General features: G+C 42.3%; 10 protein-coding genes. 3 read left to right on the forward strand and 7 right to left on the reverse strand.

The features are described from left to right. Positions 1-191: 191 nt before the first annotated feature. Positions 192-581 carry a RidA family protein gene (locus AC1DO4_RS10605; protein ID WP_477415581.1) on the forward strand — a complete coding sequence of 130 codons (390 nt, stop codon included), beginning with the start codon at positions 192-194 and terminating at the stop codon, positions 579-581. Positions 582-765: 184 nt separating this feature from the next. Here the strand turns inward: AC1DO4_RS10605 and AC1DO4_RS10610 are convergent, their stop codons facing one another. Beyond that, positions 766-2,658 (reverse strand): T9SS type B sorting domain-containing protein, encoded by a 1,893-nt coding sequence (locus AC1DO4_RS10610; RefSeq protein WP_477415583.1) that lies wholly within the window; start codon positions 2,656-2,658, stop codon positions 766-768. Positions 2,659-2,961: 303 nt separating this feature from the next. Here AC1DO4_RS10610 and AC1DO4_RS10615 point away from each other — a divergent pair, with 303 nt between their 5' ends. Beyond that, entirely contained in the window at positions 2,962-3,846 is an 885-nt protein-coding gene (locus AC1DO4_RS10615) for a hypothetical protein (RefSeq protein WP_477415585.1), read from the forward strand. Between the two features lie 82 nt (positions 3,847-3,928). Here the strand turns inward: AC1DO4_RS10615 and ahcY are convergent, their stop codons facing one another. The 3 genes from ahcY to AC1DO4_RS10630 all read right to left on the reverse strand — a co-directional run bounded on the left by ahcY (position 3,929) and on the right by AC1DO4_RS10630 (position 6,841). Then, a complete protein-coding gene (ahcY, locus tag AC1DO4_RS10620; protein WP_477415587.1) occupies positions 3,929-5,245 on the reverse strand; it encodes an adenosylhomocysteinase in 1,317 nt (438 codons plus the stop codon). A 232-nt stretch (positions 5,246-5,477) separates the two neighbouring features. Next, complete coding sequence (locus tag AC1DO4_RS10625; protein WP_477415589.1) at positions 5,478-5,843, reverse strand: bactofilin family protein; 366 nt, start codon at positions 5,841-5,843, stop codon at positions 5,478-5,480. A gap of 125 nt (positions 5,844-5,968) precedes the next feature. Continuing rightward, entirely contained in the window at positions 5,969-6,841 is an 873-nt protein-coding gene (locus AC1DO4_RS10630; RefSeq protein WP_477415591.1) for a peptidoglycan DD-metalloendopeptidase family protein, read from the reverse strand. A 199-nt stretch (positions 6,842-7,040) separates the two neighbouring features. Between AC1DO4_RS10630 and AC1DO4_RS10635 the strand changes: the two genes are divergently transcribed. After that, the gene (locus AC1DO4_RS10635; RefSeq protein ID WP_477415593.1) at positions 7,041-7,451 is read left to right on the forward strand and encodes a BrxA/BrxB family bacilliredoxin; all 411 of its coding nucleotides are present in this window, start codon (positions 7,041-7,043) and stop codon (positions 7,449-7,451) included. Between the two features lie 94 nt (positions 7,452-7,545). Here the strand turns inward: AC1DO4_RS10635 and AC1DO4_RS10640 are convergent, their stop codons facing one another. The 3 genes from AC1DO4_RS10640 to AC1DO4_RS10650 form a co-directional block, all read right to left on the reverse strand. Further along, positions 7,546-9,075: an alpha/beta hydrolase-fold protein gene (locus AC1DO4_RS10640; RefSeq protein ID WP_477415594.1), complete on the reverse strand. Its 1,530-nt coding sequence runs from the start codon at positions 9,073-9,075 to the stop codon at positions 7,546-7,548. Between the two features lie 17 nt (positions 9,076-9,092). Continuing rightward, positions 9,093-11,480, reverse strand: coding sequence for an ABC transporter permease (locus AC1DO4_RS10645; protein WP_477415597.1), 2,388 nt, complete (start codon positions 11,478-11,480; stop codon positions 9,093-9,095). Positions 11,481-11,581: 101 nt separating this feature from the next. Further along, positions 11,582-13,942, reverse strand: a complete 2,361-nt coding sequence (locus AC1DO4_RS10650; protein WP_477415599.1) for an ABC transporter permease — start codon at positions 13,940-13,942, stop codon at positions 11,582-11,584. Between the last annotated feature and the right edge of the window lie 38 nt (positions 13,943-13,980).

A 13,980-nucleotide genomic window follows, 5' to 3' on the forward strand; every position in this document is an offset into this window, starting at 1 on the left:
GGATATCTGTTACGGTTTACCTTTATGAATATATATACCGGTGAAGCTGTAATTATAAATTTCAGCTCCGCCTATGGCCAGCCTGTCGGGTGGTGYTATCAGGCTGAAAAATAAAAATACCGGCCTAATTAAATATAGCCGTCTATATTTTTATATTTATATCAATAAATACAACCAAAAATCTTATCAGTATGTCGCAAAAAACAAGTTTTAATACAACAAAAATCCCACGCAGCAATATGGTAATACCACAGGCTGTAATTGCCGCCGGTTTAATTTTTGTTTCGGGAACTGCGGGCGTCGACCCGCTAACCGGTAAACTCGTCAGCGATAGCTATGAAGAACAAGCTTACCAGGCATTCAAAAACATTAAAATCATACTTGAAGAAGCAGGCAGCAGCATTGATAAAATTGTAAAAACCACCATTTTTATGGTTACCGGCCAGGATACCAGCTTTGCCATTATTAATAAAGTTTATAGCGAATTTTTTTTCGAAAACCCACCCGCACGCAGGGCCCCGCAGGTAATGCCATTTCCTGGTGGTATTTTAATATCGGTAGAATGTATAGCATTGGCGTGATATAAGAAATGTGCTATTTTCCTTAATTCAATGGGGCAAAACAGTAAAAAGATTTTCTGAACAGACCAGGATTTTTAACTTTTTCAGCCTGCAGGCAAAATAACTATAGTTCAAGAAAGGTGAATGATAAATACTTTATCATTCACCTTTCTTTTTTTATTTCTTTTTTAGCCCCCGACCCGGATTATCTGACGATGGTAACACTCCCCGACAACGACTTGCTACCATTTTTAAGATTAACAATATAATAATAGGTAGCCTGCGGAACAGGCTGTCCCTTAAAAGTACCATCCCAGGCAATACTGTAACCAATTGATCTGAACAGCCTTTGCCCGTTCCTGTTGAATACTTCAACCGTATTATGAGGGTAAGCGTTTAAATTTTTTATCTCCCACAGGTCATTTCTGCCGTCGCCATTGGGCGAAAAGCTATTGGGAATAATGATATCACCTGGAGTTTCAGGAGGCGTTGCCGGGGGATCAACAGTAATAGTAAATTGCACCGGCAAACCGCCGCATAAATTATCACTGAATATTGTCATAAAGTTCCCGCCGGCTTGCACAGGGATCTGCTGTGTAGTCGTATTGGTAGCCGCATCTATAACCGATATATGAGCTGAAAGTGAATTAACCACGTAAACCTTGCTTCCATCGCTGTTAATGGTAATACCGGCCGGGCTATCGCCAACATCTACGGTAGTTAGTATGTTATTGGTTAGGGTGTTGATAACGGTAACCTTTTTTACTGTTGTATTTGAAACATACAACCTGTTTCCGTCCGGACTTATGGCAATGCCCCCAGCCGGCGTTGCAACGTCAATTTTATAGGCAACAAATCTGCCTGCAATATCCACAACCGCTATATCATGTGAATTATAATTGGCTATATATAGCTTCTTGTTATCCGGGCTTATGGTGATACTGTTTGGGGTTGTACCGGTAACTAAACCATATTCGAAGAAATTGGTGGCGATATCATAAAACTGAACCGCATTTGAACCAGTGTTAATGATGTATAGTTTTTTACCATCGGCACTGATGACCATATCATTAGGGTTGAGGCCGGTTGCAACTGTTTTTACAATGCCGTGTGTACCACCGGCATCGATAACGCTTAACCGGTTAGATGTGCCACCTGTAACATACAGCCTGTTGCCATCGGGGCTTATTACCATACCGGTTGGGTTAACCCCTGCGGCAAAAGCAGTAAGTACCTTATTGGTAGCGGTACTGATTACAGATATTGTATTTGAGCCAGGATTGGCCACATAAAGCAGGCTTTTATCGGGGCTCAGCACTACCCGCAACGGGTTTGAATGTTCCGGTATCCCTTCAGTGATAATCTGCTCTGCTTTGTTGTTAATGGTATTTATTAGCAAAACCGAATTTAATAAGGCGTTAGGCGCATAGGCATAGTTTGTAGGCACCGGGCTAACCATAATATTAGCCGTAACAGCAGCAGTGCCTGCATTTACTGCAGTGAATTTGCCGATGTTCCCGGTACCGTTGGGGGCTAAACCAATAGTTGTATTGTCATTTGTCCACGCGTAGCGGCCTGCTGTTCCGGTAAAATTAACGGCGTCTGTAAGTTGTCCGTTTTGTTTGGTTTGATTGGCGACCGGATTAACCACAGGCAGCGCAGTGATATAGCCTGTTACCCTTGCCGTTTGCTTAACTGAACCCGAGCTTAGCGCAACATCTCCGGATATATTACCTACCGCCGCCTGCGCCGATGAACGCACATAAACCACTATATTGGAGATCAGTCCTGAGTTTTGGGTAAGTATTATACTGTTGCCATAAGTTCCGTCGGCAAGATGCGAAATCTCAAAATTATTGGGAGCAGTAACCGTTACATCAGCAGACAAACCACTTGCCGAAACCGGGAATTGTTGAATAGCCGGGCTTACAGACGCGGTACCAGCACAGGCCGAAATGACGCCTGATACATCGCCAACAATAATCTGCGGTGCAGCCGTTGTTGATAATATATGATTTACCCGCTGCCCGGACTGCGCCCCAACTGTTGTAATCAGTGAAAAGACAATGGCGCTTATTAAACGCAGATATTTTTTCATGTAGTTTTATTGACCTGCATATTAAAAATAACATTAACTACGATAATGTTTTTTAAAGCTGATAAATATAATACTATTAAAATTATATGATATCGTTACCCCATCGCCGTGCAAGTGTATCGCAACCATTACATAACTTAATTTGTTTGTTCATTAACAGATGGCGTAGTGCAATAACCAACAATCCCTTACGACAATAGCAGAGGATGGGCGGCATTTACTCGATATTTACTAAGAGCGCTCTTGTTGACGATATTTGCGCACGTGCGTTGAATTTCATATATTGTTGTGCCAAACCTTCATATGAAAAAGTTAACAACCCTATTTTTTACAGTTTTTATTTCCCTTATACTTTACATTCTGGTAGGTTTTGAAAGTAATGGCGGCTTTAAATATCAAAACGATGTAAAAGCAGCAAACCTTAAAGGCAAAGTAAAATCATGTAGTAGCTATTACTATCCATCGCCGCAAACCGGCATTAACATAAATAGAGGATGGCAATACTGTGAAACACGCAATTACAGGACCGATGGTAAAATAGAAAGCTTCCTTTATGTTGATTCTGTTAAAGTTAAACAACCAAGGTTCGGTTTGTTTTACAGCTACGATGGAGAAGGTCGGCAATTGACCGAAAAAGATATTAATGGGAAGTTATTAGACAGTTCGACATACAAAACAAATAAGCAAGGACAGTTAGAGGAGTATAATTATTCCGGAATTACGGTTTATAACAAGCAAGGCTTGCTCCAGGCCTTTTATATAAATACGCAAGGGGTCCGCATCCTACAATGCGCTAACCATTATGACAAACAAGAGCATATTATTGAATCTTTGTTGTATGGAGAAGATGGTAAACTGACAGAAACGATAAAATACAAAATGGATGCCCTTGGCCGCAAAATCACCGAAGAGACATATGACCCCCAAAATACCTTAACTCTTAAAATTTCTTATATATATGATAATCACAACAATGTGATCATTCAAAAAGATTCATCAGCTACGGACGCGCGATACGTAGGTGGTTTTGTAGCGCACGAGGATTTAACACCCGATGGTAAAATTACACAAACAGTGAGCAGGTATAAATTCTACGACAAGCACGGCAACTGGTTATTATGGGATATCCTTTATAAAGGCAAAGTAGTTAAAACGGTGAAACGTCAGATAACCTATTATAAAGATTGATTTTGGGGATGTTCAAGCAAAAAAGGCACAGTCCTAAAACCATGCCTTTTTGAATTTTTACTTTTGAATTTTGAATTTCTTCTTAGTACCTGTAATACTCCGGTTTAAACGGACCATCAACAGTTACGCCAATGTAGTCTGCCTGTTCCTGGTCAAGTACTTCCAGTTCAACGCCAATTTTGGCAAGGTGTAAACGGGCAACTTTTTCGTCGAGGTGTTTTGGCAGGGTGTAAACTTCGTTTTTGTAAGCGGCACCGTTTGTCCAAAGCTCCAACTGGGCTAAGGTTTGGTTGGTGAACGAGTTACTCATTACAAAGCTTGGGTGACCAGTTGCACAACCTAAGTTTACCAAACGGCCTTCGGCTAATACAATAACGTCGCTGCCATCAATGGTGTATTTATCAACCTGTGGTTTAATTTCAATTTTGGTATTGCCGTAAGCACCATTTAACCAGGCCATGTCAATCTCGTTATCAAAGTGACCGATGTTACAAACAATAGCCTTATCCTTCAAAGCACGGAAATGCTCTTCGCGAACGATGTTTTTGTTACCTGTTGCAGTAACTACAATATCTGCTTCTTTAATAGCGGTACCCAGTTTTTTAACCTCGAAACCTTCCATAGCAGCCTGTAAAGCGCAGATAGGGTCAATTTCGGTTACGATAACACGTACGCCAGAGTTACGCAATGAATCTGCAGAACCTTTGCCTACGTCGCCGTAACCGCAAACAACGGCTACTTTACCGGCCATCATTACGTCGGTTGCACGACGAATGGCGTCAACCAGCGATTCGCGACAGCCGTATTTATTATCAAATTTGGATTTGGTAACCGAATCATTAACGTTGATTGCAGGCATTGGTAATGTACCAGCTTTCATGCGCTCATATAAGCGGTGAACACCGGTAGTGGTTTCTTCTGATAAACCTTTGATTTCGCCTATCAGTTCAGGATATTTATCCAGCACCATATTGGTTAAATCGCCGCCATCATCAAGGATCATGTTTAGTGGCTTGCGATCCTCACCAAAATAAAGGGTTTGCTCAATACACCAGTCAAATTCTTCGGCGTTCATACCTTTCCAGGCGTAAACAGAAGTACCGGCAGCAGCAATAGCGGCAGCGGCATGATCCTGGGTAGAGAATATATTACATGACGACCAGGTAACTTCGGCACCAAGCTCAATCAATGTTTCAATTAACACAGCTGTTTGGATGGTCATGTGCAGGCAGCCTGCAATACGCGCGCCTTTTAAAGGCTGGCTTGGTCCGTACTCCTGGCGTAAAGCCATTAAGCCCGGCATTTCGGCCTCGGCCAGTTCAATTTCCTTGCGGCCCCATTCGGCTAACGAAAGGTCTTTTACTTTGTATTTAACGAAAGCAGTTTCTACTGATGACATATCATTTCAATTTTGATGCAAATTTAACTTATAAGTTTGTGAAAACGAAATGGAAGAAAAGTAGGGTTTGGGGGTAGAGGATTTTCTCGTGCAAGAATGCCTTGTAAAGGTATTGTGCAAACGGGCTAAGGCGCAAAAGTTTTCTTGTTAACATATAAAAATATCATCCTCTCCTTCGCAAAAAGGACTTCTCACTATGGCACGAATGACATTTTCTTTTGAAATTATCCCTCTACTTCACACCTTGCTGCATAGTCAACTGCCCATTATAAATTCCCCCGGTTTCAACCAGCAGAGTTTGAGTTTTTATGCTGCCGGTAATTTCGCCGCTTGCTTTTATTTCCAGGGAGCCGGTTTGGATGTCGCCGTTAACGATACCATAAACCACAATTTCTTTGGTTACTATGTTACCCTTTACCTGGCCCTTTTCACCAAGTATTAAACCTTCATCAACCGTTACATCTCCATTTACCAATCCGTCAATACGGGCAAATGAGGGGGCTTTAAGGCTGCCTTCTAAAACGCTGCCCTCGCTTATTAGGGTTGATATAGCCTGAAGGTCAAGCGCCACTTTGTCTTTTTTTCCGAAAATAGCCATGTTTTTGTGAGGGGGATGAAATGGTGAGTTGTGAATGGTGAGCGGTCAGTGGTGAATGGTAAGTTTATTTAATTGATAAGTAAATCCCCTACTCACCATTAACCAGTCACTATTCACCATTTCACCTATTTGTTTAATGTTAAATATTTAACCGGGTTTACAGGTTTGCCGTTCACGCGCACTTCGTAATGTAAATGTGCGCCGGTTGAGTGCCCTGTTGAGCCTACAAGGCCTATCTCGTCGCCTACGTTCACTTCCTGTCCTACTTTTACCTTTATCTTGGATAGGTGCCCGTAAACAGTTTGGATATTATTTATATGCTGTATACGGATGCATTTACCATAACCACCGGCCCAGTCAGCAAAAACCACTTTGCCGCTTGCCGTACATTTTACTTCATCGCCACGGTTACCTTTAAAATCAATCCCCGGGTGAAACTCGGCATTGCCGGTATCAAAGGGATCGCTGCGGTAACCAAAAAATGATGTAAATGAGCTGACGCGGGGATAACCCATCGGAGTAAAAGCGATGGTACCCATCAGGTGATTCAGGTAATCGTTGTAAAGGGAGTAAACTTCTGTATCAGGTAGTGTTTTGCCTTCGGCATTGCCATCGCCGCCAAGGCCTTTGGTGGAGAAGCCTTTTAAACCACGACGGCGTAAATAATCATTAATGGTTTTTAGCTTGCCTTCAATAGCCTGGATGTATGATTGCGCGCTGCCTTCTTTAACATCGGCCGGCACGACCATTTGTGCAGGGGCGGCTACCTTAAGCTTTGCTATTTGTGCCAGCAGTTTTTGTTTTTCAATTTCCTGCTGCGAGTTTTGCGATCTTAAATAAATTATAACGCCCACCATTACCACTATTACCGATAGTATGCTGATTGCATAATGGCGGAGCCTGTTGAGGTGTTTTGTTTTAATTTGTAAAGACCGTGTAGGTTGCTGGTTTTTATTAATAATAACAACCGTACTGATATCAGATGTCTTTTGTTTCATCAAAATCAATTAATTAGGGTTTGCAATATAACTATTACTGTGTATAAATCAATAGCGATTTTAAACAAACCACTTGTGCCCTGATGGTTACCTTAAATGGCCCATCGTCAGCAAATTGTTATTATTGCGTTTTATAAACGTAAACTGTTAATCATTTGTTATTTTTGTAATTGATAAAATCTAAAAAAAGAAATATATTATGTATCCAGAATATTTAGTTGCCCCAATGCGGGAAGATTTAACAAAGGTGGGTTTTGAGGAGCTGAAAGATGCCGACGCAGTAAAAAACGCAATTGAAAGCGAAGGAACTGTATTTGTAATGGTGAATTCTGTTTGCGGTTGCGCTGCTGCCAACGCACGCCCGGCTGCAAGGATAGCTGCTGCTAACCAAAAACATCCTGATAAATTAGTTACCGTTTTTGCAGGTATGGAAAAAGAAGCGGTTGATGCTGCACGCAACTACATGTTGCCTTATCCTCCGTCATCGCCCGCGATGGCTTTGTTTAAAGATGGCAAACTGGTTCACATTATCGAGCGTCACCAGATAGAAGGCCGCCCTGCGCAAATGATAGCCGATAACCTGATCGGTGCTTTTGAGCAATACTGCTAATAAGCCAAAAGCGGAAAGCAAAAAGCCTAAAGATAAAAACAGAAGATCCGGTGTAAACAATACCGGATCTTTTGTTTTTATAAATGACAAACGCCTAATTGCGGCTATATTGCGCTGCTAAAGGAATAGGGATAGGCTCTTTAGTATTCATGGTGCCTGGCGTAAGGTAACTCAGCTTCAATTTAAAGGCTTCATTTTTATGCAGGTATTCTAACCGGAAAGGGTAAAATCCTTTTGTCAATGGTATTATGTACGTGTACGTCCGGCGATTGTAATTGCCGTCCCATTGTATCAGGAGCTTATTGTCAAGATATAATTTCGAATCTTTATCGGCATCTAAAATAAATATATAATACCCCTCTTCCTTTGTTTCCAGCAGTCCATCAATAACCAGGGCGAAATTATTTTTTCGCGGTAGCTTTTCCGCATCAAAATCGTTGTTTGTTATTCCTGTCTTTACCGGCTTTAAGCTTTTAAGATCCGGCCATTTGTCCCATTCTCCCTCATAATAGGCATAATTAAACCCACCCGGTTTTACATTTTTTTGTTTTGAAACAGGATGCAGCGTTTTTCCAATTGTAAAATTACCGGCCGAGGTTTTATCATAGCGACTGCGGCTGGTGAAACGTTTATAAGTAACCGTGGCAGCGCCGGTTAATGTTATCTCGGGCTGTGCTTTTGCAGATAAGGTTGTGGGAGCTGTTCCATCAAGCGTATAACGCACTTTTGTGGTATCGTTAAAATACCATATTTTAATAGGTTTGTCTTTCAAAACAATACCATTCATGGGGTGAAATTCAATAGAACCGGTGGAGCCGGCATAGGTAAATTTTAACCCGTCGTAAATGCTTTTTAGCCTTACCGAACTATGTGTTTCATCGGGATAGGCAAGTATTTTCCAGGCTAAGCCCGCGGGGGCAGTTTTTTTTAGGACAGCATCCATAGTATCAATCCTCATCGATTTACCATCCTTTCCCTCCCGGCCACTTATAAACAGCGTGGTATTTGAACCGGCTAAAGCAGGCAGTTTATCGGCCGCTATTTTTGGCAGATAGCACTTATCCCACCAAAGGCTGGGGTCGACCGCGATGTACGACTTAAACGCTTTTGGTTCATTTAACATCGCGTACATCGCAAACAAGCCACCTAATGAATGCCCCCAAAGTGTATTATCGCCGTTGGAGGGGTATGTTTTATCAACATACGGTATCAACTCATTTTTAATAAACCCAAGGAATTTATCCGCCCCGCCCGATGTTTTCCAACCTTCTAAATGAGTTGGTGTAAGGTCTTTGTTCCGGTCGATACCCAAAACACTCACAATTATTGTTGGGGGCATATAGCCTTCTCCCTCTAAAAAGCGCTGAATCTGTTTTATTAAGCCTGTATTCCAGTTGCCGCCATCAAGCACATACAATACATCGTATTTATCGGTACTCCCCGGTTTATAATTTGGCGGAATAAATACCTGTATAAGCCTTTTTTGATTTAATATGCCTGAATTTAAAGAGTCGAGCCTTCCCATTTCGGGTATTCTAAGAACGGTATCCTGTGCTTTGGCCATGTTAACCAGCCCGCCAGTCATTGTTAGCAGCATCAAAAAAAGGCGAAGTGTATTTTTCATTTTTATTGTAACATTCATTATTCGCTCCTTAAACTCTTTACCGGGTTCATCAACGCGGCTTTAATACTTTGGTAGCTTACCGTAAGCAGGGTGATCGTGATAGAGCCGATGGCGGTTGCACCAAAAATCCACCAGGAAAGCTCGGCGTGGTACTTGTAATCTTTTATCCAGCCTTGCATAAAATAGTAGGCAGTAGGTATAGCTATCAGTAATGATATAGAAACCAGCACCACAAAATCTAACGACATTAAGCGCCACAAACCAAATACCGATGCGCCAAGCACCTTGCGTACCCCAATTTCCTTGGTGCGCTGCTCGGCCATAAATGATGCCATGCCAAATAAACCCATACAGCTTATAAAGATAGCAAGCAAGGTAAAGAAACCGGCCAGCTTACCTACGCGCTCTTCGTTGGCAAATTTTCGGGCGTACTCTTCATCTGTAAATTTATAATCGAAAGGGCTGGCCGGGTCATACTGTTTAAATACAGCTTCAATTTTATGTAATGCTTCGCTGGCACTTTTGCTGGTGTTCAACCTGATATCAACTATCCCGGGAGCATACGAAACCAGATAAAATATAGTTGGTTTTACCGGGTCATAGGGTGATGACATAACCATATCCTTCACTACGCCTATAACTTTAAAAGTTTTGTACCATTTAATGGTTTCGCCAACCGGGTGTTTAAAGTTCATGAACTTTACGGCGGCTTCGTTCAATACTATACCCGATGAATCAGTCGAAATGTCCCTTGAAAAATCGCGCCCGTCGGTAAGTTTCCAACCCGCCGTTTTTCCAAATTCAGGGCTTACCGGAACAGTGCCGAAATCATCTTGCAAATTAGGATCCTTATCCCTCCAGGTAAGGCCGCTATTATTGGAATATACCCCGGTTAACGGACTATCAGACTCGGCCATTTCAACTATTGCTCCCGACTGCAGCAGGTCATTCCTTACTGCCGTAAAGTGCTGATGAATAGCATCCGTTTTCATTTCTATCTGTATAAGGCCGGTGCGGTCATAGCCTATTGGTCTGTTCTTGGTAAATTGCACCTGTCTGAAAACAATAATAGTACCTATGATTAAAGTAACGGAAACCGTAAATTGTAAAACCACCAGTACTTTACGGGGTAATGCAGCCATTCGCCCGGCCTTAAAGGTTCCTTTTAAAACTTTCACCGGCTTAAATGATGACAGGTAAAAAGCAGGGTAACTACCCGCTATGAGCCCTGTTATGAGGCTAAAACCAATTCCCAGTATCCAAAACATCGGGTTGGCCCATAATACCTGCATGGTTTTATTGGCCACCTGGTTAAACCAGGGCAAAATGAGTTGTACAATAAGTATGGAAAACAAGAAGGCAAAGGCCGAGATCAGCACCGACTCTACCAAAAACTGACCAATAAGCTGGCCTCGCAGCGATCCTACCGTTTTACGTATACCTACTTCCTTGGCCCGTTTTTCTGACCGGGCCGTGCTTAGGTTCATGAAATTGATACAAGCCAGCAGCAATACAAATATGCCAATAATACCAAACATCCATACAAATTGTATAGCTCCCCCGGTATTAATACCATTTTTAAACTCCGAATATAAATGCCACTTGCTTATCGGGTGCAAAAACACAGTTGGCTTAAAAGATAAACCCAGCTTATTGCCCTCAGCGGCAAAAGCATTCAGTTTCAAATCTTTTATCCTGGTCGATACCTTGTTTATATCTGCATTGGGGCTTAGCTGTGCAAATAGCTGCCATGAATTATTACCCCATTGTGTAATGTTTGTTTTTACATGAGTAGTCATGTACAAATCCCACGGTGCAATAAATGCCACTTCAGCTAAGCTGTTATTATGCGGCAGATCTTCGTAAACGCCGGTAACCTTAACGTTCCATTTATTGTCGATCTTTAAGACTTTAAACATGGGATCAGTGTCACCAAAAAGTGCCTTAGCCAATGATGCAGATAGAATGATAGACGATGGATCTTTTAGACCAGATCGTGTGCCTTTGATCATTTTTAAGCTGAACAGGTCTGGTGCTTCGGCCTGCATATAGTTTCCCTGTTGGGTTAATTTTTTATTGCCGAATGAGAGAATGTGTGCGTATGTCCAGGTAGATAGTACGGCATACTTAAAATCATTCTGATAGTCGTCCCGCAGTTTATAACCCAATGGCATAGGTATATCAGATTGTGTGCCTACAATCCCATTAAAGGTTTGATGCTGCATAACCTGTACCAGTCGGTCATAGTTTTTAAAATACTTGTCGTATGACAGCTCGTCCCAGATCCAAAGACCAATAAGCATAGCCACAGCCATACCCACCGATAGGCCGGTAACATTAATAAATGTATGCGCCTTATTCCTGATAAGGTTTCGCCATGCTATTTTCAGATAATTTTCTATCACGATGTTGTATATTTTAAGCTTAAAGCAAAAGGCATAAAGCCTAAAGCTCTTATAAAATCCTGTTTATTGCTTTTAGCTTTAAGCCTTCGGCTTTAAGCTCCCTACTCGCTCCTTAAACTTTTCACCGGGTTCATCAGCGCTGCTTTAATAGCCTGGAAGCTTACCGTAATTAATGTAATGGCAATTGCCCCTGTACCCGATAGTGCAAAAATCCACCAGGTTATTGGCGACCGGTACTGGTATTGATGAAGCCAACCGTTCATAAAATAATAAGCCACAGGGATTGCAATAAGTAATGATATAACTACCAGCACCACAAATTCAGTTGATAATAAACGCCATAGGTTTACTACCGATGCGCCAAGCACCTTACGTACCCCTATTTCCTTAATGCGTTGCTCAGCCACAAACGAGGCCAGCCCAAACAGGCCCAGGCAACTGATAAAAATGGCCAGCACTGCAAACACGGTAGCAAGGTTGCCTATGCGCTGCTCGTCGCTAAACTTATGGGCGTATTCATCATCATTAAACTTAAACTGGAAGGGACTGCCGGGATTGTATTTTTTAAATACTGGCTCAATTTTGCTCAGGGCTTCGCGCATAGGTACTTTAGGGTTTACGCGCAGGGTGATAAGATTAACCCAACCGGGGTTCATATGAAAAACGGTAGCGATGGTAGGCTTGTATGGCGATTCCATTACCATATCTTTTACCACACCGGTTATTACGTGGTTTTTACCTGCCCAATGCATGATTTTACCAATAGGGTTTTTAAGTCCGCTTAGTTTTACTGCCGATTCATTTAATATAAACGCGCCGGTATCTGTAGGGAAGCTTCTCGAAAAATCGCGGCCTTCAATTACCTTCCAGCCAACGGTTTTACCATAATCATAGGTTACGGCTATAGTACCGAATAGCGGATCGAAACCAGGGGCTTTTCCAGCCCAATCGAAGCCATTATTGTTTGCCCATACCTGCGTTGTTGAACTGTTTGATTCTGTCATATCGGCCACTGCACCGGTTTGAATCAGGTCGTTCCGCATGGCTTCATAATGGCCATAAATTTCGGGGGTGTTCATATCAATCGTAATTAGGCCCTCGCGGGTATAGCCAATAGGCCTGCTGCGCGCAAACTGAATTTGCCTGAAAACGATAATGGTGCCAATAATTAGCACAATAGACACTGTGAACTGCACCACCACCAAAACCCTACGCGGCAGCGAAGCAAAGCGCCCAACACGGAAAGTACCTTTTAATACTTTGATAGGCTCAAAGGCCGAAAGGTAAAATGCCGGATAGCTACCTGCTATGATGCCGGTAAAAAATGTAAAGCTCAAAGCCGCTGCCCAGAACCAGGCATTAGTAAACGGCATGGCAATTTGCTTATCAGCAAGGTTGTTAAAATACGGCAAGGTCACTAAAACCATTATAAGCGTAACCACCAAAGCCAAAAATGCAAACATCAGCGATTCACTCAAAAACTGTTTTACCAGTTGTGAGCGCACGGAACCTATCGCTTTACGAATACCCACTTCTTTTGCACGTTTTTCGCTGCGGGCGGTGCTTAGGTTCATAAAATTGATACAGGCCAGCAGCAATACAAACATACCAATGATGCCGAACAGCCATACCAACTCAATGCGGCCGCCAACTGATTTGCCGTTTTTAAAATCGCTGTACAGGTGCCATTTGGCCATGGGGTGTATTTGCATCACCTCGTCATTTGTCTTAAAATGCGGCTTGGTAATGTTCCTGATTTTGGCCGATACTTTATCAAAATCGGCATTCATGTTCATCAGTGCGAATAAATGGCAGCCATGGTTATCCCATGCACCGCTTTGCGTGTTCCACCAGTTTGCGGGGCTGCTCCAGGGTAACATAAATTTAGTTGGATAAAAGGTGGTATTATAAGGCAGATCCTGGTAAACTCCGGCTACCTTCATATCGGTTTTGTTATCAATCCGTACTACCTTATTTATGGGGTCGGCGTTGCCAAAAAGGGCGATAGCTACAGATTGCGACAGTACAAAAGATGAAGGATCCTTAAAGTTGGCGTAACTACCTTTTATCATTTTTAATGAAAGTATAGCCGGCAGACCGGGCTCGGCCCACATGCCGTTTTGGGAGATCTTTTTATCGCCAACAGCCAGTATATGTGTACTCTCCCAGGTAAGGGCCGTTAATTTAAAATCACTGCTGTATTTGGTTCGCAGTTCTGCACTAAGCGGCACCACGGTCGACCCGAAAGTTATCGTTTCACCGTTGGCTGTTTGGGTGGTCATTACCTGGGCCACATGATCGTAATTTTGGTGATACTTATCAAAGGATAGTTCATCCCATATCCATAGCCCGATAAGCATGGCCACCGCCATACCAACCGATAACCCCGCTACATTAATAAAGGTATGAACCTTATTTTTGACAATGTTGCGCCATGCGATTTTTAAATAATTTTTGATCATTGCTATATGTTTAAAGCTTAAAGCTAAAGGCACAAAGC

This window comes from Mucilaginibacter sp. P5_A6 (assembly GCF_056400585.1).

What these genes read in the sequence shown, in the direction of transcription:
- AC1DO4_RS10615 (WP_477415585.1), top strand. Translation starts at nt 2,962, where the DNA reads ATGAAAAAGTTAACAACCCTATTTTTTACAGTTTTTATTTCCCTTATA.
- AC1DO4_RS10650 (WP_477415599.1), bottom strand. Translation starts at nt 13,942, where the DNA reads ATGATCAAAAATTATTTAAAAATCGCATGGCGCAACATTGTCAAAAAT.
- AC1DO4_RS10625 (WP_477415589.1), bottom strand. Translation starts at nt 5,843, where the DNA reads ATGGCTATTTTCGGAAAAAAAGACAAAGTGGCGCTTGACCTTCAGGCT.
- AC1DO4_RS10605 (WP_477415581.1), top strand. Translation starts at nt 192, where the DNA reads ATGTCGCAAAAAACAAGTTTTAATACAACAAAAATCCCACGCAGCAAT.
- AC1DO4_RS10635 (WP_477415593.1), top strand. Translation starts at nt 7,041, where the DNA reads ATGTATCCAGAATATTTAGTTGCCCCAATGCGGGAAGATTTAACAAAG.
- AC1DO4_RS10630 (WP_477415591.1), bottom strand. Translation starts at nt 6,841, where the DNA reads ATGAAACAAAAGACATCTGATATCAGTACGGTTGTTATTATTAATAAA.
- ahcY (WP_477415587.1), bottom strand. Translation starts at nt 5,245, where the DNA reads ATGTCATCAGTAGAAACTGCTTTCGTTAAATACAAAGTAAAAGACCTT.
- AC1DO4_RS10640 (WP_477415594.1), bottom strand. Translation starts at nt 9,075, where the DNA reads ATGAAAAATACACTTCGCCTTTTTTTGATGCTGCTAACAATGACTGGC.
- AC1DO4_RS10610 (WP_477415583.1), bottom strand. Translation starts at nt 2,658, where the DNA reads ATGAAAAAATATCTGCGTTTAATAAGCGCCATTGTCTTTTCACTGATT.